The sequence below is a fragment of the Streptomyces sp. NPDC026062 genome (assembly GCF_055568375.1).
Genome location: NZ_JBVHOQ010000005.1, coordinates 73,418 through 96,705, shown reverse-complemented (window position 1 = coordinate 96,705; position 23,288 = coordinate 73,418). Strand labels below are relative to the sequence as shown.

The following is a 23,288-nucleotide window of genomic DNA, read 5'->3' as shown; positions in this document are numbered from 1 at the left end:
CGGACGCGACGTACCGGACCCGCCGTGTGCCGCGACGTACCGGATCCCGCCCGCCCGGGCAGCCCGCACCGCGCCGGGCGGCAGGGGCGTTGCCACAGCGCTGGGGGAGCGGGCCGGACAGCCGGACGTTTCCCGGACCGCCAGATGGCGGCCGATGTCAGACCGGGTCGAGGCCGCTTCGGATGCCGTAGGAGCAGGCCTCGACGACGCGGGTGAACCGGCTCACGGGGCTGTGCGCCACAAGGCCGCCGGACCGGGCCGGGCGGGCCGGGGGAGCGGCAGGATGCCGTACTGCGGGCACGGCGTCGTGAAGCACTGTTTGGGCGCGGGGACGCAGACGTGTCCGGTGGGCGGGGCGACGGACGCGCAAGGGTCCGCCTGCGACGTGAAGGAGCTGTCCTCGGCGTGCGCCGGGCCGGTCAGGGCGAGAGACAGCACGGCCGACGCGACTGCCGAGGCAGCACGGTTCAGGTTCTTGATCACGAAGGAAAGGGATAGCCGCTGCCCTGCCCCGGGCGGTAGTCCAGGACGGCCAAGTCACCCGCCCGGGTGATGGATTCACGCGGAGAGGACTCCTCGATGGCAGCTGTCGCCGCATGCTTGCGCCTTTGGTCCCTCCGCCATGGCCGGTACGCCGCGGGCAGGTTCAAGCGGCGTGAAAACGAGCAGGTGCGAGGTATGAGTTCACTCTCGCGCACGACTCCACCACTGTCCGGTCGATTGAGCCGGCCGCAGGGCGGGAGGACAGCCCGGAGCGCTCGCATGCTCCGCCGGCATGCCCTTCTCCCAGTCGCGATCGCGGCGTTCACCCTTCTCGCAGCCGGCTGCGGCGGCAACTCGGACTCGGCCGGACCCCCCGGGGCCACGGGCTCCGGGCCCGGAACCCTTCCACCGGGCACCGAAACCCCGTCCGGCGAGGCGCCCTCCCCGTCTGCCCCGGCTACCGTCGCCCCCGAGGAAACCACCGCCCCGGATCCCGCCGGCAGCACACGTGCCGAGGCCGGATCGGCCACCCGGCGCTGTACGGCCGACGGCCTGACCATGAGCCTGGGCCGTGCCGACGCGGGCGCGGGACAGATCTACTACCGGCTCACGTTCGCGAACAAGTCCACGACCGCGTGCGCTCTGCGTGGCTTCCCCGGCGTCTCACTGATCAGGCGGGACGGCAGCGCGATCGGCGTGCCCGCCGAGCGCGAGGGTGCCATGCGGGCGCAGAAGGTGATCGGTCCTGGAAAGACCGCAGAGGTGACCCTGCATACCCTCAACCAGGGCATCACGGACTCCGGCTGCTGGCGCAGGCCCGACTACCTGCGGGTCTATCCGCCTGGCTCCAAGGACGCCCTGACGCTGCGTACCTCCCAGCTCCACATCTGCGGCAACCGCTTCACGACCACGGCCGTGGAGGGCTGACAGGGCGTCCGGGACATCTGGGCCCGCTTTGTCGCCTGCACCCCGTCCCGGGTCCGGGTTCTTCCGCACCCGGGCCCGGTTGCGCCGAACTCATCCGCGCCGCGGCACGTGTCCGGGAACGGACGCGTGCCGGCGCGCGAGAGTTCCGGCGCACGAGCGTCCTGGCGTACGAGCGTTCAGGGGCACGAGCGTTCCGACGCCGATGGAGCGGGCGGGCGGGGATCAGCGTGTGCGGAGCTTGAGAGCCCGCACTCCCGCGTAGAGGGCGGCGACATCCGCGGGCCGGAGCAGCGAGCGCCCGGTCAGGCGGGAGACGCGGTCGAGCCGGTTGCGGACGGTGTTGCGGTGACAGTAGAGGGTCTCCGCGATCTCGGTCGTGGAGCCGGTTTCGGAGTCCAGCCACGCCGTGAGCGTCTCCATGAGGTCCTTGCGGTCCGGGGCGGCCAGGACCGGATCGAGGAGGGCGATGCCCAGCCGCAGCGCCAGGTCGTGGCCGGCCGCGACCAGCACCGCTGCCGGGTCGTGATCGAGCGTGACCGCCCTGTGCGTCCCGGAAGGCAGAGAGGCACGGGCCAGTGTGGCAAGGCGAAGAGCGTCGGCGCTCTCCCGCAGCCACGTGTACGCGGGGCTCAGGCCCGCGCGCCCCGTGACGGCCGCGGCGACCGCCTCCAGGACCAGCGCAGGTCCCGGAACACGGACGGAACCGGAGGTGAACGCCGGATCGGGCAGTGCGACGATGCCCGCCAGACCGTCGGGACGGGGGCGCCAGGCCGAGCGCAGCCCGCTGCGCAGCAGGGCCTGTTCCATCGTGGTGACATCGCTGTGCTCGGCCACGACACAGATGTACGGCCCCTGCTCGGGCAGACCGAGGGAGGCGGCGGTGCCGCCGAGTCTCGCCCAGTCGGCCGTCTTGCCGGTGAGGAGCGCGTCGAGCAGCAACAGCCGCTGCGACTCGTCGGCCCGTGCCAGACCGACCAGGGTCTCGCGGTAGACGTCGTTGACCGTCTGGGACGCGGCATCCAGCAGCGACCAGATCGCCATGGAGGCACGGGCGATGTCGTCCATGGTCGTGCCGGGCTGTTCCGTGGCGCGCTCGATCAGGGCATGGGCCAGCAAGCGGTAGCCGATGCGGAAGGCATGCAGGACCGCATCGAGCGGAACGCCCTGCGTGGCCCGGCGGCGCACGCACTGCCGGGTGGAATCCGTGCGCATCGGCCGGTGGGCGGCCATGCACGTCAACTGCTCGTGCAGATTGCGCTGGTTGAAGTCGCGCACGTCGGCCAGGACCTCCTCGCTCAACCGCGTGTAGGGGGCGATCTCGGCGGTGATCGCACGGAACAGATCGTCAGCGAGGGCATCGACCCGGTCCACCAGCTCCGCGGCGCATACGGACAACAGCGGAGGAACGATCAGGCCGCCATCGGCATGCTGCTCTGGCATGCCGATCAGCATACGGTTCACTCCCTGGACCGCGGCAGTGCGGTCGCACAACGCGGCTGCCGGATCCGAGGTCGTCCGCCCATCACGCACCGCGCATGTTGTGCCTCAGCATTTCACCACGAGCCGCTGAGGAGAACTGATGCTGAACCTGTCGTCCCTGCTTGAGCACAGCGCCCAGGAGCACCCCGAGCGGACCGCGCTGGTCCTCGGTGACACCCGCCTGACCTACGCCGAGCTGCTGTCGCGGTCCGAGGACGTCGCCGACACGCTCAGGCGCCTGGGAGTGGGCAAGGGCGACAGGGTGGCGCTGTCCTGTCCGAACGTGCCGGACTTCCCGGCCGCCTACTTCGGCATACTCCGAGTCGGAGCGGTCGTGGTGCCTCTCAACGTGCTGTTGCGCCCGCAGGAGATCGCCCACCACCTCAACGACTCCCGCGCCAAAGCCCTTCTCTGCTTCGAGGGCACACCTCAGCTGCCCCTGGCGGAGGTGGGGAAGGAGGGCTTCGACCAGGCGCCGGCCTGCGAGCACTTCCTTCTGCTGCACCGGATCGAGCACAGGAGCCCCGGCGGCGCGGGTCCCGCCGAGGCGGTTGCCACGGCGGCGGAGGACACCGCCGTGATCCTGTACACGAGCGGTACGACGGGGCGGCCCAAGGGAGCCGAGCTGACCCATCGCAGCATGGTGATGAACGCCATGGTCGCCGACCGGCTGTTCACGGCGGCCGAGGACGAGGTGATGCTGGCCTCGCTCCCGCTGTTCCATGCCTTCGGCCAGAGCGCGGTGATGAACATGGGCCTGCTCCGGGGCGCCACCCTTGTCCTGCAGCCCCGTTTCGACGCGGAGGAGGCTGTCGGGCTGATGCACCGTGAAGGTGTCACGTTCTTCGCAGGGGTCCCGACCATGTACTGGGCCCTGCTCGGAGCCCTGGGCGGACAGGCGCCGCCCGCGCATCTGCGTACGGCGGTCTCCGGGGGAGCCGCCCTGCCCGTCGAAGTGCTCCGGCAGTTCGGGAAGGTCTTCGGCGTGGGGGTGCAGGAGGGGTACGGACTGTCGGAGACCTCGCCCGTCGCATGCTTCAACCCGCCAGGACTGCCGCCGAGGCCCGGCTCCATCGGCCGGCCGGTGTGGGGCGTGCGGATGAAGCTCATCGACGAATCCTGGCAGGCCGTCCCCGACGGCGGTCCGGGCGAGATCGCGATCCGCGGACACAACATCATGAAGGGCTACTACCGGCGGCCCGACGACACGGCCGCGGTGATGCGTGACGGCTGGTTCCGTACCGGAGACATCGCCCGGCGCGACGCGGACGGCTACTACTACATCGTGGACCGGGTCAAGGACCTGATCATCCGAGGCGGCTTCAACGTCTACCCGCGCGAGATCGAAGAGGTCCTGATCACCCATCCGGCCGTGAGTATGGCCGCCGTGGTGGGAGTACCCCATGCCACGCACGGGGAGGACGTCAAGGCGTTCGTCATCCCCGCGCCCGGAGCGCGGCCGAGCGAAGAGGAACTGATCGCCTGGTGCCGCGAGCGGGTGGCGGCCTACAAGTACCCCCGCAGTGTGGAGTTCCGCGACAGCCTGCCCCTGACATCCACCGGCAAGATCCTCAAGCGTGAACTGACCGCCCGGGCCGGCGGGGGAGCCGGGCCCGTCCGGCCGCCCGCAGAGGTACGTGACAGCAGCTCGTGAGGCCACCCGGACTCCGGGATCCTCCGACGGGACCGCGGTCCGGCAGGGCATGGCGCCACCGGCCCGCTACCGGGGGCATCGGCACATTGCACAAACTCCGCCGTCGGCGATTGCCGCGATTGCGCAGAGACGGCCGCCGATCCCTCCCACAGGATGTGCCATCAGGCACCGATGTGATCCGGATGAATCACTCAGCTCGCCCCGACGTCAGGAGTCGCCGTGTTGTGGAGAAGGAAACTGCTCGTCCCGCTGGCCGCGCTCACCCTCGTTCTGTCCGCGTCGGCCGGCGCGGGTGCGGCACAATCACCCGCCCCCGCCAGCCCCTCCACGGCGTCGGCCGCCGCGGACTTCGGTGACCCCGGGCCCTACGCCACCGCTGTGGAGGTCGGCGCCATCACCACCCTGTACTACCCGCGTGACATCGCGGACAGCGACCGCCGCCACCCCGTGATCGTGTGGGGCAACGGCACCTTCGCCTTCCCCGTGGTCTACCGGGACCTGCTGCTGCACTGGGCCAGCCAGGGCTTCATCGTCGCCGCGGCGAACACCCCGCAGTCCAACCTGGGCATCTCCATGCGGGAGGGCATCGACATGCTCACCCGCAGGAACGCCGACCCGGGCAGCATCTTCCACGACCGCGTCGACCTGGAGCACATCGGGGCATCGGGCCACTCGCAGGGCGGGGCGGCCGCCATCGTCGTCGGTGCGGACCCCCGGATCGACACCATCCTGCCGATCCAGCCGGGTCCGCTGGCCGACATCGACTCCGTCCACGTCCCCGCACTTCTGCTGGCCGGTCAGAAGGACAGCATTGTCTTTCCGTTCCTCGTCAAGGCCTTCTACAACGCCGCCGACCACATACCGGCCCTGTACGGGGAAGTGCGCGGAGCCGACCACTTCACGGTCGTGGGCGACGCCGGCCCGTTCGCCGCGCCGACCACGGCATGGTTCCGCGCCCAGCTCATGGGCGACAGTACGGCCCGTGCCCAGTTCTTCGGCCCGGCATGCGGCATCTGCACCGACACCACCACCTGGTCCGATGTCCGCCGCAACGGCCTGGCCCTGAACGTCCCGGCCGTCGCTCCGTAACGGGCGTCAGCCGTACCGGGGCACCACAATGCCCGTGTTGCCCGAGCTCCCCCTTTTCTTCCGCCTCCCCCGTGCGTTCCCGCGACGGGGGAGGCGGGCGTACCTCGTGAAAGGACCGACATGGACGTCATCGCGACCACGTGCCAAGGCAAGGTCCGCGGCCGCGTCCGGGAAGGAATCGCCACCTTCCTCGGAATTCCCTACGCGGCCGCGCCGTTCGGAGTCCACCGCTTCCGCGCCCCGGCGCCGGCCGAACCCTGGGAAGGGACGCGCGACGCGCTGGAATACGGGCCGACCGCACCGCAGCGCCCCTACCGGCCGCCGCTCGACGAGCTGATCCCCGATGTGGACATTCCGGGGGATGAGTGCCTCAACCTCAATGTCTGGACCCCGGACACGGGTGGCGGGCGGCTGCCTGTGATGGTGTGGATCCACGGAGGATCCCTGCGCAACGGATCGGGCTCCGTGCCGTTGTACGACGGCCACGCCTTCGCACGCGACGGCGTGGTCCTTGTCACGGTGAACTACCGGCTGGGCGTCGAGGGGTTCGGGGTGTTCCCCGACGCACCTGACAACCGGGGCCTGCTGGACCAGATCGCGGCCCTGACCTGGGTGCGGAAGAACATCTCCGCCTTCGGGGGCGACCCGGACAACGTCACGGTGTGCGGGGAGTCCGCCGGGGCCATCAGCATCGCCGCCCTGATGACCAGCCCCCGGGCGGAAGGTCTCTTCCACCGGGCGGTCCTGCAGAGCGGACCTCCGCAGACGGTGCCGCGCAGCCGCGGCGCCAGGACCGTGCAGGCGATGGCGAAGACGCTGCGGGTGCCCGCGACGGCGGAGGCGTTCGCCGAGGTGGACCGCGCGAAGCTGCTGGACGTGCAGAACGAGGTCATCGGCAAGGGCGATCCGATCAGCGGCGGCCCCGGATTCCACCTGGTGGTGGACGGCGACGTGGTTCCGGCGGAACCCCCGCTGCCCACCGTCGATCTGCTGATGGGCGCCAATCGGGAGGAGTACCGGTTGTGGTTCGTGCCGAGCGGTGCGGTGGACCGCGTCACCCGGCTCTCGTTGCGGCTGGCTCTGCTGAAGTTCCGGATCCCGGGGAGTGTCGCCCGTCTGTACAAGGCCAACAGGCCGGGCGCGACACCCGGGGTGATCCTCGGGGAGATGGCCACGGACCTGTTGCTGAGGGGACCGCTCAACCGGCTTGCCGACGCTCGGCCGGCACGAACGTTTCTGTACGAGTTCGCCTGGCCCTCGCCCGTCCTGGAACTGGGCGCGTGCCATGCGCTGGAGATCGGCTTCGTCTTCGACAACCTCCGGCACGGCGAAACGCTCACCGGACCGGACGCGCCTCAGCCGCTGGCCGACGCCATGCACCGGGCCTGGATCGCCTTCGTCTCCTCGGGGGATCCGGGCTGGCCCGCCTGGGACGAGAGCCGGCCGGTCATGGTCTTCGGGCATCCGGACACGGGTCTGGTTCTCGCGCCACGCCAGGATGAGCTGCGGGCCTGGCTCTGACCGGCCGGCTCCCGCGCCTGGCCCAGCCGGCCGTGCCGGTCCGCACCGGTTCACATCAGGGCCGGCCCGGACCGGACAGGCCCCGGACCGGACAGGCCCCGACAGGCAGCCCGTCAGGCGAGGTCCCTGGCGACGAGCGCCGCCTGGAGCAGCCGCGCCTCGGCGGGGACCGCGAGATCCAGCCCGGTCAGCGCGCTCACCCGGTGCAGCCTGTAGTCCAGTGTGTTGCGGTGGACGCACAGCTCCAGGGCACTCCGGCGGCGGTTGTGGCCATGGTCGACGAACACCCGCAGCGTCTCCAGCAGGTACGGATGCTCCTCCAGCGGGTCGAGTTTCGCGGCCAGCCGCCGCAGGGCGTCGCCGGGGCGTGCGAGCTGGTACTCCAGCAGTACGTCATCGAGCCGGTACAAGCCGGGCGGGCGGCCCAGCCGCTGTACGAGCTCCAGTACCCGCCCCGCCTCCTCGGCGGCTGCGGGAACGGCCGCGGGGCCGACGGCCGGGGCAGCGGCGGCGAACACGCGCTGTCCCAGCTCTTCGGCGAGCGACGCCGCCAGGCCGGGTACGTCGCAGCCGCCCGGCAGCAGCGCGATCCCGGCGACGTGATCCATCAGCACCGGGACACCGGCGCGGGCCTCCAGCGAGGACTGCACCAGCCTGGCCGGCGGATTCGACTCGAACGACCAGGCAATCACCTCGTACTCACCCGCCACGGTGACCCCCGCCGCATCCGCCAGCTCTGCGTAGGGCCGACCCGCCAGCAGGGCGTTCAGCAAGGCCCGCCTCGCCCGTTTGTCCTCGCTGTGGATGTCCTCCTGCGCGTTGCGGTGGGCGAGCACGACAGCAGGCATGGCCGTGTGCAGCCAAGCGAGCAGCCGGGCGCCCGCCCCGGCCAGTTCCCCGGGCTCCGCCGTCTCGGCCAGGGCCTGCCACCACACCTCGGCGCCGATGAGGTAGGCAGCGGTCACGGCTTCAAGGGGCACGCGCTCCTCGGCCCGGCGCCCCGACCATTCGATGAGCCTGGTCAGGTCACCCGAGTCCATGGCGCCGTCGTCCCGGAGCGTCCGCAGCAGAAGTTCGTGCACCGCCGTGATCGACCGCGTCACCTCACCGTCGAGGGTGCGCCGGGGAAGCTCCCCGTAGAACGGCACCTCTGCGGCACAGCGAGCGACCACGGTCGCGGTGAGGGCGCCGCCGCGAACCGCCATCCGTGCGTGTAGGCCAAGCATCGGCGCATCGTCACACTGCCCCGTGCCCTCGTCAATCGCCGTGCACCTCGATCAGGCGACCAGCATGCAGGGAACGAGACCGAAGAATGCGCTTGCTGCGTGTGGAGCATCCAGACCGATGCCGGATCCTTGGCATCGGAGATCGTCGGGCGTGCCGTGAATTCACCTCTAAATCCAGCGATCGTAGGGCAGTTGGTGCAGGAGTCGAAGCGCTTGTGGTGGTCGGGATGTCCAGAGCCTTGCCAGCCTCGTTGAAGCGGTCCTATTCTCACGATGAGAAAGCGCTTTCCGTTTCTCTGAACTCCGTTCCGGTGACAGTGGGGCCACGGCGGCGGCCGAGACCTCACAGGCGAGCCGCCATTGATCCGGTACGGGGCTGTACTCACGGCGTCGACGTGTCGTGGGGTCGAGTGCGCGCGCCATGACGACGGCGCGTCGTGCCGCCCCGGACGGTTCGCATGCGGCGGCTTCGTGCGGTGGCGGTGATCCCGCGGCCGGCGCCGACGTACGCGCAGTACCGGGCCGCAAGGGTGCGGCCCGTTCGATCGCACCGAAGAAGCGCACCCGCAACCGCGCTGATCAGGGCTTGTCCAGCAAGGAGTCGGCAGCCGGTGAACGCCGGGCTTTTGAATGACATGGGCATGCCATTTCGCGTCCCGGCCAGAAGACGAACAGGGAGAATCCATCATGAAGAGGCGAGTCGCACTGCGACTGTATGCGGCGCTGAGCACGGCCGCCCTTGCTGCCGCGACCGGTGTCGTCGTGTCGATGCCCTCGGCATCGGCGGCGACCGGCGGGGTCACCGGCTACGCGACCCAGAACGGCGGCACCACCGGCGGTGCCGGCGGGCAGACGGTCCGGGCCACCACGGGCACCGCGATCCACCAGGCCCTGTGCAGCCGGGCCAGCAGCAGCACTCCCCTCATCATTGAGGTCGAGGGCACCATCAACCACGCCAATACCACCAAGGTTTCCGGCGACAGCTGCAACACCGCGGCCGGTGTGATCGAGCTCAAGCAGATCAGCAACATCACGCTCGTCGGTGTCGGAAGCGGCGCCGTCTTCGATCAACTGGGCATCCACATACGCGAGTCCAGCAACATCATCATTCAGAACGTGACCGTCAAGAACGTGAAGAAGTCCGGCTCGCCCACGTCCAACGGCGGCGACGCCATCGGCATGGAGAGCAACGTCCGCAACGTCTGGGTCGACCACACAAGCCTGGAGGCTTCGGGAGGCGAGTCGGAGGGGTTCGACGGCCTCTTCGACATGAAGGCCAACACGCAGTACGTGACGCTGTCCTACAGCACCCTGCGCAACTCCGGCCGTGGCGGCCTCATCGGGTCGAGTGAGACCGAACTGTCGAACGGCTTCATCACGTTCCACCACAACCTGTACGAGAACCTGGACTCCCGCACTCCTCTGCTGCGCGGCGGCATCGCCCACATGTACAACAACTACTACGTGAAGCTCAACGAGTCCGGGATCAACTCCCGTGCCGGGGCCCGCGCCAAGGTGGACAACAACTACTTCAAGGACTCCAAGGACGTCCTGGGCACCTTCTACACAGACGCGGCCGGCTACTGGCAGGTGAGCGGCAACACCTTCGACAACGTGACGTGGTCCGCCCCCGGATCCGAGAACAACCCGGCCGGCCCCGACCCGAAGTCCAACACCACCGTCAGCATCCCCTACGCCTACAGCCTCGACGCGGCGTCCTGCGTACCCGGCATCGTGGCCCAGACGGCAGGCGCCAACAAGGGTCTGAAGGTTTCGGACGGCAACTGCTCGACAGAGACGCCGACTCCGGACCCGACCGACCCGACTCCGGACCCGACGGACCCGACCACCCCCACCGGGACGAACCTCAGCATCGGCGCGGGCTCCGACGGGAGCAGCAAGGCCGACGGGACGAGCTACGGCAATGTGCGCGACGGCGACCTGAGCACCTACTGGTCGCCCGCCGGAGCCACCGGCTCGATCTCCGTCAAGTGGGCCTCGGCGACCTCCGTTTCCTCGATCAACATCCGGGAGGCTTCGGGCTCTGCCGGCACCATCGGGTCCTGGAAGGTGCTCAACGCAGACACCGGAGCCGTGCTGACCTCCGGCAGCGGCGCCGGTGCCATCACGATCCCGAAGACCTCGTTGCGCAAGATCACCTTCGAGATCACCGGCTCGACCGGCACCCCGAAGGTCGCCGAGTTCGAGACCTACGCCGGGTAACGGCGGTCTCGCACCGCTGGTCCGGATCCGGCAGCGACGGGCGCGGACGAACGGCGGGTGGCGACGCATGTGGATGAGGCGCATGCGGCTGTGGCGTCGGCAGGACCGCCGAAGCGGTCCTGCCGGTCCGTGTCAGGAGCTCGTGAGGACAACGAGCCGCTGGGTCGCCCGGGTCATAGCGACGTAGCGGTCGACCGCTCCTTCGATGCCCTCGCCGAACTCGTCCGGGTCCACGACGACGACCAGGTCGAACTCGAGGCCCTTCGACAACTCAGGGGTCAGCGAACGGACCCGGGGCGTCGCCCGGAACGCGGGATCGCCGATGACGCAGGCGGTCCCATCGGCATGCGCGGCAAGCCACGCGCCGAGGACCGTGCCGAGCTCGCCAGTGGATCCATGGGCGACGGGAATGCCGCTGCCGCGGATGGACGTGGGCACATTGGCGTCGGGGAGCGCCGCCCTGATGGCCGGCTCGGCCTCCGCCATCACCTCTTCCGGAGTGCGGTAGTTGACGCTCAGGGATGTCTGGCTGATCCGGTCGAGACCGACCCGCTCCAGCCGTTCCCGCCATGACTCCGTGAAGCCGTGCCGGGCCTGGGCGCGGTCCCCGACGATGGTGAAGCTCCGCGACGGGCAGCGGAGCAGCAGCATCTGCCATTCCGCGTCGGTCAGCTCCTGGGCCTCGTCCACGACGATGTGCGCGAACGGCCCCGCGAGCAGGTCGGGTTCCCCGCCGGGCAGCGCGGATCCGTCGGCCAGGGTGTCCTTCAGGTCCTGCCCGCGCAGCATCGTGACCGCCCCTTCGCCGTCGGCATCGGCCTCCAGCAGGGCGTCGATGACGTGGGCCATGTGCGCGCGCTCGGCGGCGACGACGGCGTTGTGCCGGCGCTTGCGCGACGACGTCTCCGGGTCACCGAGCCGTTGGCGTGCCGCGTCCAGGAGGGGCAGATCGGACACGGTCCAGGCCTGGGCGTCCGCGCGCTGCAGCAACGACACGTCGTCGCGGCTCAGCCAGGGGGCGCAGATGCGCAGGTAGGCGGGGACCGACCACAGGTCTCCGACGAGGTCGGCCGCTTCGACCAGCGGCCACGCCCGGTCGAAGGCCGCGAGCAGCTCCCGGTTGCCCAGGAGCGACGCGCGGAGCAGTTCCTCGGGCACGTCGCTGCCGTCCCTGTCCACCAGGATCGTGACCAGCTCCTCCAGAATCTGGTCACGCGCCTCGTTGTGCGGGGTGCCGGGCGCGGCTTCGAACGCCACCGCCCAGTCGCCGGCGTCCAGCCGGACGTCGGACCAGGGCGTGGTGACCGTCATACCCTCGGTGGGGGGCTCTTCGTAGAATCTGACGGCCGCCTCCATCGCCTTCACCAGATCCGCGGACGACTTCAGGCGGACCACCTCCGGGTCCGTCTCCGCCCCGGCCTCGGACCCCTCGGTCACGAGGTCGCGCAGGGTGCAGGTCTGTACGCCGTCCTCGCCGAGGCTGGGCAGTACGTCGGCCACGTAGCCCAGGTAGGGCTCGTGCGGACCGACGAACAACACGCCGCCGCGGTGGTGGCCGAGGCGGGGATCGGAGTGGAGGAGGTACGCGGAACGGTGCAGGGCGACAACGGTCTTACCGGTACCCGGACCGCCGTCGACGACGAGCGCGCCACGCGACCCCGCCCTGATAATGGCGTCCTGATCGGCCTGGATGGTGCCGAGTACATCGCGCATCCGCGCCGACCTGCCGCCGCCCAGGGTGGCGATGAACGCGGACTGGTCGTCGAGCGCCGCGTGCCCGACCGCCCCGCCCGGGGTGAACACCTCGTCCCAGTAGTCGCTGATGCGGCCACGGGTCCAGCGATACCTGCGGCGGCTGTCCAGCCCCATCGGGTTGGCATGGGTCGCTCCGAAGAACGGCTCGGCCGCGGGGGAGCGCCAGTCGACCAGCAGCCGGCGGCCTGTGCTGTCCGTGAGTCCGAGCCGTCCGATGTAGACGGGTTCGGAGTCGTCCGTGCCGGCCATGTGCCCGAGACACAGGTCCAGCCCGAACCGGCGCAGCGTACGCAGCCGGGCGGTCAGCCGGTGGATCTCGATGTCCCGGTCCATCGCCTGGCGGCCGGTGCCGCCGGGTGATCTGCGCTCCGCGTCGAGGCGCGCGGAGAGTTCGGCGATCGACTGATCGAGGCACTCGGCGATGGCCGCGAAGTGTTTCTCGTCCCCGGCGGTCAGTTTCGGGTCGGCCTTGGGGGAAAGGTGGTCGGGAAGGTCGAACGCGCTGGTGGTCAGGGGGTTCATGTCAGCAGCTCCGATTCGGGGCCGAGCCCGGGAATTCCGTCGGCGCGTACTTCCGCGCACCGGTGTGCGGCTGTCCGTCAAGAGGCGGATCGCACCGCCAGGCGGTTCCCACCACCGGATCCCCGTCACCGGGCATTCCGGAAACCGGCACAAACATATGCACTTGGTGAATCTCCCATTTCTGCGACTTGCGGCGTCGACGAGTGATTCTGCGGTAGGACCGGGGCCTTGCCGCAAGCCCCCCACTGCGCTATAAGTTAAGAGTGGCGAGGGGTGGGTATTCCCTTTCGGTTCCACTGAGAAAGACTTCGTCCCAGCCGCACAGCCCGGCAGGGCGGGCAGAACCTTCCTCAAGCTCCCGTCGTGTCGCGGAGACGACGGCTGCCCAGGGGGCGGCTGCCGAGCCCACTCGGCCCCTGTGGACGATGGGGGCATGGTCACATCAAACAGGCGCGCCGAAATATTCGCCGGCTCCGGGTCCGACCGCCGGTTCAGCGGTTCGGGGACCGGCGGCGAACGGCCCATGCTCGTCGATTTCCTCAGAGACCAGCGTGCGACGCTTGAGATGAAGTGCGCCGGTCTGCAAGGGGAGTTGGCCCGGCGGTCCGTGGAGCCGTCCACGCTGTCGCTGCTCGGCCTGGTCCGGCATCTCGCGGAGGTGGAGCGCCGCTGGTTCCGGCAGGTCCTGGCCGGTCAGGATGCCCCGCCCCTCTTCTGCTCCGACGGCAACGCCGACGGTGACTTCGACATGGTTGCCTCCGGCCCGGAGCAGGTCGCGGCAGCCTGGGCGGCCTGGCGGGCCGAGGTGGCGTTCGCCGATCGATTGGTCGGGGAGGCGCCACATCTCGACATCCATGGCCACGACTCGTGGCGTGGAACGGTGTCGCTGCGCTGGGTGCTGATCCACATGATCGAGGAGTACGCCCGGCACAACGGTCACGCGGACCTGATTCGGGAACGGATCGACGGGGCCAGGGGGTTGTGAGGCCGGATCCGGGCCACGGAGCCGCCCTCGGTACGCGCGGGCCGGTCACCGGCTGCCGGGCCGATGCGGGGCGGGCCCCGTGTCTCCGTAACCCCGCCTACGCGAAGGCCGGTTCCGGACCGGCGGCCACGGCGCCCGGCCGGCCGGCCGGGCGCCTGGTCTCTCGTATCGTCTGTTGCGGCACCCACGGATCCGACTCCGCGCCGGTGGCCCTTGAACGGCGCCGATAGACGTGGGGCGGTACGCCGACGAGCTCGGTGAAACGCGTGCGGAAGATGCCCGGCGACGGGCAGCCGACCGCGCGGCGGGTCTCGGCGATGCCGAGGTCACCGTGGAGCAGCAGGGCGGCCGCCCGCTCGATGCGACGCGCCATCAGATACGCGTACGGAGACTTGCCGTAGGCCAGCCGGAACTGCCGGCTGAGGTGCCGGGCCGGCAGGCCCGCGTCCCGGGCCAGCGTTTCGACGTTCAACGGCTGCGTGTACTCCCGGTCGATCCGGTCGCGTACGCGACGCAGCCGTGCGAGGTCGCTCAGGTGCTGCGCCGCGATGCGTGCGCGCCCCCACGACGGGTGACACATGCGAGCTCCGTTTCATCGACGTCTGTTCGTACCCGGAGTGTGGCGGTCGGCTGTGAGCGTGCGGGACGATCTCCGCGCACCCTGACGGCGGCCGCGGTCCGGCCGTGTCGGGCCGGACCGGTGACCGGGCGGTTCAGCGCAGCTCCTGGATGCGGATCAGGTTCCCCGCAGGATCGCGGAAGGCGCAGTCGCGGATGCCGTAGGGCTGCTCGGTCGGCTCCTGGACGACCTCTGCGTTGCCAGCCTGCACCTTTTCGAACGTGGCGTCGAGGTCCGGGGTGGCCAGCAGGATCCATCCGTAAGTGCCCTTGGCCATCATTTCGGTGATCGTGCGGCGCTCGTCCTCGGTGATGCCCGGGTCGACGGCGGGCGGCGCCAGCAGGATGGACGTGCCGGGCCGGCCCACCGGGCCGACCGTGATCCAGCGCATCTTGCCCTGTCCGACATCGCTGCGGACCTCGAAACCGAGAACGTCGCGGTAGAAGGCCACGGACGCGTCCGGGTCGTCGTGCGGCAGGAAGCTGGTGTGAATGCTGATGTCCATGCCGATCATGCTAGAGCCGTCCCCGCGACCCGCGCTTCTTGATTCCTGACCGATCCCGCTCGTTGCCCCTGTGCCTCCCTTGCTTGTGTCTTCTTTCCGGGCGCCACGGCTTCCCGCTCTCCGGCAGCCCCCTGTTCTCCACCGTCCGGTACGGACTTCTCGAGGAGCGTGAACGACTTGGGCGGACCACCCGGCTGAGGTTTGCCCTCCTTGTGCCCGACGACCCGATACCCGGCGCCGAGGTAATACGCCTTCAGACGGGCGTTGCCGGCCAGGCAGTCGAGACGTACCAACGTGCGTCCCACCTCGGCCACTCGGCGTTCCGCCCTGTTCAGCAGCCACTTGCCCGTCCCGGGCGGCACACTGCTGTGATCGACCATCAGCCGGTGCACATAGCCGGCCGTCGGCGGCCGCGCCCCCCAGGCATCCTCGTCCTCCCACCACAGCTCCCAGGCCCCGACAACACGACCGGCAGCCTCCGCGACCCAAACCTCCCCGGTCTCCAGGAGCCGGCGGAAGTGGTCCTCGCCCAGCTCACCCGGCCGCCACTGACCGGTCACACCCCGGGCAAGCATCCAGCGCGCGGCGTCGTCGCGCAGCCGCACGACAGCGGCAAGGTCGGCATCGCCGGCAGGACGGAAGCGCAGCCTGTTCATTTCGCGATCCTCGCACGGGCGTTCCCCGCGCCTCGACGTCAGCCGCCGTTGCGGACATCCGGGCGCGGACCGGACCGAGGGGCAACGCCACCCGTCTCTCCGGCCCCCCGGCAGACGCGCGCCTGATCACGGGCGGCGGCCCCACGCGGAGATCATGGGTGCGGTGGCGAGATCGAGACGGCCGGTGGCGACATTGGCCAGGTGGCGGTCGATCTCCTCGGCCGTGGCGAGCCCCTCCGACACCAGAAGGGGCCGGATCTGCCGCACGGTCGCCGCCTCCAGCACCGCACACGCGGGCGAGGTGATCGGAAAGTACGCGTCGGCCCGAACGTCCTCCAGACCGGCTTCACGCAGCAGCCTGGGCAGAGTCCGTCCGTACGTGAGGTCCGCGCCACGAGCGGCCATCAACGCGCGGAAGCCGGAGCGCAGCCGGTTGGCGAGCCGCTGTTCGGGGCCGGACTCGTCCGGGCACAGCAGCGGCTGCAACCCCGGGTCGGCATCCTCCAGCAGCAGCCACCCGCCCGGCCGCAGCGACTGGACCATCCGGCGCAGCGCCTCGGCCCGATCGGTGACGTGCACCAGGACCAGGCGGGCATGGACGAGGTCGAAACCGCCGGGAGGCGGCGGATCGGCGGCGACATCGTGGCGCACCACCTCGATCACGCCGCCGGTGACGTCCCGGGTCCACGACACATCGATGTCGGTGGCGACCACCGCGCCCGTCGGCCCGACCCGCTCGGCCAGCCCCAGAGGTACGGAGGGAGAGCCGGCGCCCACCTCCCAGCACCGCATGCCGACGCTGATCCCGAGCCGGTCGACATGCCGGAACGTCACCGGATCGAACAGCTCGCTGAGAGCCCCGAAGCGGACACCCGCCTCCGACTGCTGATTGTCCAGAAGGTAGCCGCGCTCCGCGTCGTGTTCAGCCATGGCGGGATCCTGTCAGAGACGCAGACAGGCACCGAGCCGGTGGCTCACCCCGGACCTGCGCTTTCCGAAGCGGTCACCCGCCCGCCACCGCCATTGCTCCGCATCCGCAGGTCACGACGACTTCATGACCTGCGCGATCACCTCTGGCACGATCGGCAGCGGTCGGACCGCACACCGGACAGGAGCCGCCATGGCAGAGTACGAGGACCCGGGCTTCGCGCGTGCGGCGGCCCACACGGCAGCGGGGAAGGCGCTCTCCCTGCTGAGCGACCGGGCGCTGCGGGAGATGGTCACCGCCGCGCCGGTACTCGGCTCGGGAACCGGCGGCAGGCGGGCCGATATCGAGGTGGCGGGTGTGCGCGTCTTCGTGAAGCGCGTTCCCCTGACCGATGTCGAGCTGTCGCCGGAACACGTCCGCTCGACGGCCAACCTGTTCGAGCTCCCGAACTACTACCAGTACGGGGTGGGTTCGGCGGGATTCGGTGCCTGGCGTGAGCTGGCGGCCCATATGACCACCACCGAGTGGGTTCTGCGCGGTGAGTACGCGGGGTTCCCGCTGATGTACCACTGGCGGGTCCTGCCGGATCACGCACCGGACGCCTTCGTCGATGAGTTCGGCGGCATCGAGGGGGCCGTGGCCCATTGGGAGGGGTCCCGCGCGGTACGCCGCCGGCTGGAGGCCATCGGCAGATCCTCGTCGAGCCTGGTGCTGTTCCTCGAACACCTCCCCTGCACGCTCGGAGCCTGGCTCCGTGAGGCCCGTGACAAGGCCGTGGCGGAGCCCGGTCTCGACGACTCCTATGTGTGGGTGGAGGACGCGCTCCTGCGCGGGACGGAGTTCATGAGCTCGCGCGGGCTGGTGCACTTCGACACCCACTTCGCCAATGTGCTCACCGACGGCAGGCAGGTGTACTTCGCGGACTTCGGACTCGCACTCAGCAGCGGCTTCGACCTCTCGCGGCAGGAGAGCACCTTTCTCGCCGACCACCTCCTGTACGACCGCGCCTACGCCCCCTGGCACCTGCTGCGCCACCACCTGCCCGAAACGGTGACGGGCGGGGCTGAACTCGGCGTGTTCCTCCGGGACTGGACCGCCGGACGCCGCCCGAACGGCGTGCCTGCGGGAATCGGCGCGATCATCGACCGTCATGCCCCGCAGGCAGCTGTGCTGGACGGGTTCCACCGCCAACTGGTGCACGAGAGCAAGCGCACGCCGTTCCCCGCAGCCGAGATCCGGCGGACCCGTGCCGGGGCCCCGTCGCCGCGGTGACGATCTGGCCCGGCCGGTGCGCGCTCCGGCCGGGACCGGCCCCGGGCCGCTCCGTCAGCCGAGCCGGGTCAGATCCGGCCGCAGCCGTTGCCAGACCGGATGGCGCAGACGGCCGGCCCTGGTCCACTCCGTCGCGGTGACCTCGGCGACCAGCCGGGGCTCCACCCAGTGCGCGCCGGCCACGTCGACCGGGTTGGCGAACGGCGACACCGATCGTTCGATGACCGCGAAGTACGCCTTGAGTTCGCTCAGTTCACGCTCCGACAGTCCCGATCCCACCGAACCCGCGTACCGCAGCCCCTCGGAACCGGTCACGCCGACGAGCACCGCTCCCGGCACACCCTCGGCGGCGCCACGGCGCTGCGTCCAGCCGCCGATGACCACGTCCAGGGTTTCGACCCGTTTGGTCTTGCGCCAGTGAGCCGATCGGGTGCCCGGCGTGTACGGCGAGGAGAGCCTCTTGGCCACCACACCCTCCAGGCCTTCACGGACCACCGCCTCCCACACCCGCGCCCCGTGGCCGCGCACATACGGGGGCGCCGACCAGTGCGGTCCGGCGGGCCCCAGTGCGGACAGGACCTCGCGGCGTTCGCCGTACGGGGTGCCGAGCAGGGCGTGACCGTCGAGGTACATGATGTCGAAGATCATCAAGTGTGCCGGACAGTCCAGGGCGAGGCGGCCTGCGCGGCGCTGGTCGGCCACGCCCATACGGCTCTGGAGCAGACCGAAGTCGGACCGCCCGGAGGCGTCGAGGACCACCAGTTCACCGTCCAGGACCACACCGCGTCCGCGCAGCTCGCTGCCCAGTGCCCGCAGTTCCGGGTAGGTCACGGTGATGTCGTTGCCCGCCCGCGAGGCCAGGCGCACCGAGCCGTCTCCGGTGGTGCTCAGGACGCAGCGGACACCGTCCCACTTGGTTTCGAACGCCCAGTCCGTACCGGGCACGGGCAGCGGACCCGGTACGGCCAGCATCGGTGCGACCGGTGGCGGCGACCAGCGGGCGCCGGAGGGGTTCGGGGCCATGTCCCGATGATCGGGCGCCCGGCACCTTCGCGCAGTCCGGCGCCGGCCCCACGGCCGGGCCGCCGTGCCCCGTACAACCGCCCGGGCCGGCCACGTGCGGCCGGCCCTTCCGTGAGGACGAGACGGATCCGGTCCCCTCGTGCCCGCCGAGCCTGCACAATTCTGTGGTGAGCACTGATGACCCTTACCTGTGGCTGGAAGACATCGAGGGCGAGGCCGCGCTCGCCTGGGTGGCCGAGCGGAACGCCGAGACGGAGGCCGCGCTGGCGGGCGGCGCTGGGTTCGCCACGCTGAAGGAGCGGCTGCTGGAGGTGCTGGACGCACCGGACCGGATCCCCTACACCGCGCGCCGCGGAAAGTTCCTCTACAACTTCTGGCAGGACGCGGAGCACCCGCGGGGCGTGTGGCGGCGTACGACACCGGAGCAGTACCGCACGGACGCTCCCCGCTGGGAGATCCTCCTCGATGTCGATGAGCTGGCCGCGACGGAGGACACGAAATGGATGTGGGCCGGCGCCCAGGTCCGCCGTTCGGACTTCGGCCGGGCTCTGGTCCTTCTCTCGCGTGACGGCGGCGACGCCGTGGTGGTCCGTGAGTTCGACCTCGGCACCAGGACCTTCGTCGAGGACGGATTCCAGGTACCCGAGGCGAAGACCCGGATCGGCTGGATCGACGCCGACACCGTCTTCGTCGGCACGGACTTCGGGCCGGGCTCCCTCACCGAATCCGGCTACCCGCGGACCGTCCGCAGATGGCGCCGGGGCACCGGACTCGAAGCGGCCGAACCGGTCTTCGAGGGCCGGACGCGGGACGTGGAGGCCGGGGGCTGGCACGATTCCACACCCGGTTTCGAACGGGACTTCGTCTACCGGTCGATGGACTTCCACCACAGCGAGATGCATCTTCTCGCCCCCGGCACCTCGCTCGTCAGGATCGACGTCCCGGACGACGCCACCGCGTATGCCCATCGCGAGCACCTGATCGTCACCTTGAAGTCCGACTGGCTCGGACAGCGGGCGGGCTCACTGCTGGCCTTCGGCTTCGACGCCTTCCTCGCGGGGGACCGCACCCCGCAGGTGCTGTTCACCCCGGACGCCCGGACGGCCCTGGCCGGGCACTCATGGACCCGTCACCATCTCATCCTGGCGACGATGCACGACGTCAGCACCCGCATCGAGGTCCTCACCCCCACCCCCGGCGCCGGGTGGGCACGCGAGCCGCTCGCGGACGTCCCCGCCCTGTCCGCCGTCACCGTGGTGGACACGGACCCGGACGTCTCCGACGAGTACTTCCTCGACGTGTCGGGCTTCCTGCAGCCGTCCACGCTGTACCACGGCACGATCGGCGGCCCTGCGGAGATCATCAAAAAGGCTCCGGCGCGCTTCGACGCCGCGGGTATGACCGTGGAGCAGTTCTTCGCGGTCTCCGAGGACGGCACCCGAGTGCCGTACTTCGTGATCGGGTCCGACCGCACCCGCACGGGCCCCGGCCCCGCCCTCCTCCACGGATACGGCGGCTTCGAGATCTCACTCACCCCGTCCTACGGTGCGGTGACAGGCCGGGCCTGGCTGGAGCGCGGCGGAACGTACGTGATCGCGAACATCCGGGGCGGCGGTGAGTACGGGCCGGGCTGGCACCGGGCCGCACTCGGCGCGGACCGGGTACGGGCCTTCGAGGACTTCGCCGCCGTCGCCGCCGACCTCGTCACTCGGGGTATCACCACCCCGGCGATGCTGGGCGCGACGGGGGGCAGCAACGGCGGACTGCTCATGGGCGCGATGGTCACCGGTTACCCGGAACTGTTCGGCGCGATCGTCGCACGAGTCCCGCTGCTGGACATGCTCCGCTTCCACGAACTCCTGGCAGGTGCCTCCTGGATCGCCGAGTACGGCGACCCGGACGACCAGGACGACCGCGAGCACCTGCGCGAACTGTCTCCGTACCACCGGATGGCCGCGGGCCGGGCCTACCCGCCGCTGCTCCTGACGACCTCCACCCGTGACGACCGCGTCCACCCGGGCCACGCCCGCAAAGCGGCAGCACGGCTGCGTGAACTCGGCCACCGGGTCCTGCTCCACGAGAACACCGGCGGTGGCCACGCGGGGGCCGGCGACAACGCACAGGCCGCGCACAACAACGCCCTGACGCACACGTTCCTGTGGCAGCACCTCTCCCCACCCGCACCCGGCCGGCCCGGCGGACCACCTCGCCCCGGACAGGCCCCGGCCGATACCGGAAGCGGGCACCGGTGAGCAACTGCGTCGCTCCGGTACGACAGATGCCGCCATGCGATCCGCCTGACCGGAAGGTACGGTGCCCGGACCGGCACGGAGGAGGAATGAGACGTGGCACATACGGTGACCGAGGGCCTGTCGCAGATACGCGAAGACCTCGCCGACTTCTACCGGGACCTGCATCGCCACCCGGAGCTGTCGCTCCAGGAGACCCGGACCGCGGCGCTGCTGGCGCAGCGGCTGCGGGCCGGCGGATTCGACGAGGTCACCGAGCAGGTGGGTGTCACCGGAGTGGTGGGGGTCCTGCGAAACGGGGACGGTCCGGTGGTGATGCTGCGCGCGGATTTCGACGCGCTGCCGGTCGAGGAGAAGACCGGACTGCCGTACGCCAGCACGGTCCGAGCCGTCGACGGCGACGGCCATGAAGTGCCCGTGATGCACGCCTGCGGGCACGACATGCACGCGGTCTGCCTGACCGGTGCCGCCGTCCTGCTCGCCCAGGCTCGCGAACAGTGGAGCGGGACCCTGCTGGTGGTCTTCCAGCCGGCCGAGGAACTGGCGGTCGGCGCCCGCGGAATGGTCGATGACGGACTGTTCGAACGCTTTCCCAAGCCGGACATCGTCCTGGGCCAGCATGTCGGACCCCTGCCCGCCGGATTCATCGGTTACGGCAACGGGCCGGTGATGGCGGCCTCCGACTCGGTGAACATCACGCTGCACGGCCGGGGCGGACACGGGTCCAGGCCGGAGGCGGCGATCGATCCGGTGCTGATGGCGGCCAACGTCGTCACCCGGCTTCAGGGCATCGTCGCCCGCGAGGTCCCACCGGCAGAGACCGCCGTGGTGACAGTGGGGCGGCTGAGGGCCGGAACCAAGGACAACATCATCCCGGAGGTTGCCGAGCTGGGCGTCAACATCCGTGCTTTCACCCCGGCCGTCCGTGATCTGGTCCGAAACGCGGTGGAGCGTGTCGTGGCCGGTGAGTCGCAGACGAGTGGTGCGCCGGCACCGCCGGAATTCACCTGGTTCGCGCCCGCCCCCGCTCTCGTCAGCGAACCGGATGCCACGAGAACGACCGTGGCGGCGTTTTCCGGACACTTCGGCGCCCAGCGGATTCTGCCGATGCCGCAGGTGAACGCGAGCGAGGACGTGGGTGTGTTCGGTGAGGCGCTCGGCGTGCCGACGGTGTTCTGGTTCTGGGGCGGCCTGGAGACGGAGCCGACGGTGGCCGCGTTCCACGAAGGACGGATGGACGAGTTGCCGGGCAATCATTCCGCGGTCTTCGCCCCGGTCGTCGAACCGACGCTGAGCACCGGAGTGGAGGCGCTGGTCGTGGCGGCGCTGACCTGGCTCGGCAAGGCATGACAAAGGTCAAGCGGTAACAGTCCCTCCCTCCTGCCTCCCAGAACGGCAGGACGAACAGCCCCGGACTGCTGGATCGCGTACGGGCCGTGGAGGAGAACCGGGCGAACCGGGTACAACCATCCGCGCCACCCGTGGGTCACATCAAGTGGGAGTATTCCGCTCTCAGAGGCACAGGGGGGATAAATGGGAATCAAGCGTAATGTCGCGGTCGTCGGGGCGTTGAGCACCCTGGTGGTGGGCGCCACGGTCGTCTGCGGTACGGCAGCCTCCGCGGCGCCCAACGTCACACCGCAGGGCGTCTGCGGCAAGGCGTACAAGACCGTCAACTCGGTGCCCGTCGGCTCGCTGGGCACCGTCTACCTGACGTACAACTCCGCCAACGGGAAGAACTGCGTGGCGACCATCCGCGCCAACCCGGGCACGGCCAAGGAGATGTCCACGTACATCTACGTGGCCGACACCGACGAGTGGGCCGGGGACTCCGGGAGCTACACGTCGTACGCGGGTCCGGCCTACGTCTACGGCAAGGGCCACTGCGTGAGCTGGGGCGGCAGCATCGCCAACGTGTACGTGTCGGTGGACAACTCCAACTGCGCCGCGCGCGTCGAGCGCCGGGTCACCGAGATCCGCTGATCCTGGCGTTCCGAGGCGGCCCGCCGGTCCGGCCGGAGACGGCAGGAAGCCGGTCATCCGGGGGACCGGCGGGCTGCCTCGACCGGTGACGGCCGCCGCACACCTCCGGTCCGAAGAGCTGCGGGGTGGCGGCGGTGGCGGTGGCGGTGACCATGGCCCGGCGGCCCGGCGGCCCGGATTCCGGGAGCC

18 protein-coding genes and 1 pseudogene are annotated in these 23,288 nt (G+C 70.3%); 10 read left to right on the top strand and 9 right to left on the bottom strand.

Annotated elements, in window-relative coordinates:
* Nucleotides 1-222: 222 nt before the first annotated feature.
* The gene (locus ACZ4LX_RS06150) at nt 223-483 is read right to left on the bottom strand and encodes a hypothetical protein (protein ID WP_467721107.1); all 261 of its coding nucleotides are present in this window, start codon (nt 481-483) and stop codon (nt 223-225) included.
* Between the two features lie 69 nt (nt 484-552).
* Here ACZ4LX_RS06150 and ACZ4LX_RS06145 point away from each other — a divergent pair, with 69 nt between their 5' ends.
* The gene (locus ACZ4LX_RS06145) at nt 553-1,410 is read left to right on the top strand and encodes a DUF4232 domain-containing protein (RefSeq protein ID WP_467721105.1); all 858 of its coding nucleotides are present in this window, start codon (nt 553-555) and stop codon (nt 1,408-1,410) included.
* A 222-nt stretch (nt 1,411-1,632) separates the two neighbouring features.
* Here the strand turns inward: ACZ4LX_RS06145 and ACZ4LX_RS06140 are convergent, their stop codons facing one another.
* The gene (locus tag ACZ4LX_RS06140; protein ID WP_467639110.1) at nt 1,633-2,850 is read right to left on the bottom strand and encodes a PucR family transcriptional regulator; all 1,218 of its coding nucleotides are present in this window, start codon (nt 2,848-2,850) and stop codon (nt 1,633-1,635) included.
* 139 nt (nt 2,851-2,989) lie between these two features.
* Here ACZ4LX_RS06140 and ACZ4LX_RS06135 point away from each other — a divergent pair, with 139 nt between their 5' ends.
* The 3 genes from ACZ4LX_RS06135 to ACZ4LX_RS06125 all read left to right on the top strand — a co-directional run bounded on the left by ACZ4LX_RS06135 (nt 2,990) and on the right by ACZ4LX_RS06125 (nt 7,153).
* Nucleotides 2,990-4,543, top strand: a complete 1,554-nt coding sequence (locus ACZ4LX_RS06135; RefSeq protein ID WP_467639113.1) for a long-chain-fatty-acid--CoA ligase — start codon at nt 2,990-2,992, stop codon at nt 4,541-4,543.
* A 219-nt stretch (nt 4,544-4,762) separates the two neighbouring features.
* Complete coding sequence (locus ACZ4LX_RS06130; RefSeq protein WP_467639116.1) at nt 4,763-5,632, top strand: alpha/beta hydrolase family protein; 870 nt, start codon at nt 4,763-4,765, stop codon at nt 5,630-5,632.
* A 120-nt stretch (nt 5,633-5,752) separates the two neighbouring features.
* Nucleotides 5,753-7,153, top strand: coding sequence for a carboxylesterase/lipase family protein (locus ACZ4LX_RS06125; protein ID WP_467639119.1), 1,401 nt, complete (start codon nt 5,753-5,755; stop codon nt 7,151-7,153).
* A 113-nt stretch (nt 7,154-7,266) separates the two neighbouring features.
* On the opposite strand, the gene ACZ4LX_RS06120 is transcribed toward ACZ4LX_RS06125, so the two are convergent.
* Nucleotides 7,267-8,379, bottom strand: coding sequence for a PucR family transcriptional regulator (locus ACZ4LX_RS06120; protein ID WP_467639122.1), 1,113 nt, complete (start codon nt 8,377-8,379; stop codon nt 7,267-7,269).
* 687 nt (nt 8,380-9,066) lie between these two features.
* Here ACZ4LX_RS06120 and ACZ4LX_RS06115 point away from each other — a divergent pair.
* A complete protein-coding gene (locus ACZ4LX_RS06115; protein ID WP_467639125.1) occupies nt 9,067-10,602 on the top strand; it encodes a pectate lyase family protein in 1,536 nt (511 codons plus the stop codon).
* Nucleotides 10,603-10,734: 132 nt separating this feature from the next.
* Here the strand turns inward: ACZ4LX_RS06115 and helR are convergent, their stop codons facing one another.
* The gene (helR, locus tag ACZ4LX_RS06110; protein ID WP_467639128.1) at nt 10,735-12,879 is read right to left on the bottom strand and encodes an RNA polymerase recycling motor ATPase HelR; all 2,145 of its coding nucleotides are present in this window, start codon (nt 12,877-12,879) and stop codon (nt 10,735-10,737) included.
* Nucleotides 12,880-13,312: 433 nt separating this feature from the next.
* Here helR and ACZ4LX_RS06105 point away from each other — a divergent pair, with 433 nt between their 5' ends.
* Nucleotides 13,313-13,864, top strand: coding sequence for a DinB family protein (locus tag ACZ4LX_RS06105; protein WP_467639131.1), 552 nt, complete (start codon nt 13,313-13,315; stop codon nt 13,862-13,864).
* A gap of 97 nt (nt 13,865-13,961) precedes the next feature.
* Here the strand turns inward: ACZ4LX_RS06105 and ACZ4LX_RS06100 are convergent, their stop codons facing one another.
* The 4 genes and pseudogenes from ACZ4LX_RS06100 to ACZ4LX_RS06085 all read right to left on the bottom strand — a co-directional run bounded on the left by ACZ4LX_RS06100 (nt 13,962) and on the right by ACZ4LX_RS06085 (nt 16,574).
* Complete coding sequence (locus ACZ4LX_RS06100; protein WP_467639135.1) at nt 13,962-14,444, bottom strand: helix-turn-helix transcriptional regulator; 483 nt, start codon at nt 14,442-14,444, stop codon at nt 13,962-13,964.
* A 133-nt stretch (nt 14,445-14,577) separates the two neighbouring features.
* Nucleotides 14,578-14,988, bottom strand: a complete 411-nt coding sequence (locus ACZ4LX_RS06095; protein ID WP_467639138.1) for a VOC family protein — start codon at nt 14,986-14,988, stop codon at nt 14,578-14,580.
* 143 nt (nt 14,989-15,131) lie between these two features.
* Nucleotides 15,132-15,644 (bottom strand): annotated as a pseudogene (locus ACZ4LX_RS06090) (GNAT family N-acetyltransferase); the annotation flags it as partial.
* Between the two features lie 126 nt (nt 15,645-15,770).
* Nucleotides 15,771-16,574 carry a methyltransferase domain-containing protein gene (locus ACZ4LX_RS06085; RefSeq protein WP_467639141.1) on the bottom strand — a complete coding sequence of 268 codons (804 nt, stop codon included), beginning with the start codon at nt 16,572-16,574 and terminating at the stop codon, nt 15,771-15,773.
* 190 nt (nt 16,575-16,764) lie between these two features.
* On the opposite strand from ACZ4LX_RS06085, the gene ACZ4LX_RS06080 reads away from it, so the two are divergent.
* A complete protein-coding gene (locus tag ACZ4LX_RS06080; RefSeq protein ID WP_467639144.1) occupies nt 16,765-17,844 on the top strand; it encodes a protein kinase family protein in 1,080 nt (359 codons plus the stop codon).
* Between the two features lie 54 nt (nt 17,845-17,898).
* On the opposite strand, the gene ligD is transcribed toward ACZ4LX_RS06080, so the two are convergent.
* On the bottom strand, nt 17,899-18,867 hold the full coding sequence (gene ligD, locus ACZ4LX_RS06075) for a non-homologous end-joining DNA ligase (protein WP_467639146.1): 969 nt from the start codon (nt 18,865-18,867) through the stop codon (nt 17,899-17,901).
* Nucleotides 18,868-19,034: 167 nt separating this feature from the next.
* Between ligD and ACZ4LX_RS06070 the strand changes: the two genes are divergently transcribed.
* From ACZ4LX_RS06070 to ACZ4LX_RS06060, 3 genes are all read left to right on the top strand, one after another.
* On the top strand, nt 19,035-21,119 hold the full coding sequence (locus tag ACZ4LX_RS06070) for a prolyl oligopeptidase family serine peptidase (protein WP_467639150.1): 2,085 nt from the start codon (nt 19,035-19,037) through the stop codon (nt 21,117-21,119).
* Nucleotides 21,120-21,212: 93 nt separating this feature from the next.
* Nucleotides 21,213-22,466 (top strand): amidohydrolase, encoded by a 1,254-nt coding sequence (locus tag ACZ4LX_RS06065; RefSeq protein ID WP_467639153.1) that lies wholly within the window; start codon nt 21,213-21,215, stop codon nt 22,464-22,466.
* Nucleotides 22,467-22,649: 183 nt separating this feature from the next.
* Entirely contained in the window at nt 22,650-23,099 is a 450-nt protein-coding gene (locus ACZ4LX_RS06060; protein WP_467639156.1) for a spore-associated protein, read from the top strand.
* Nucleotides 23,100-23,288 lie beyond the last annotated feature (189 nt).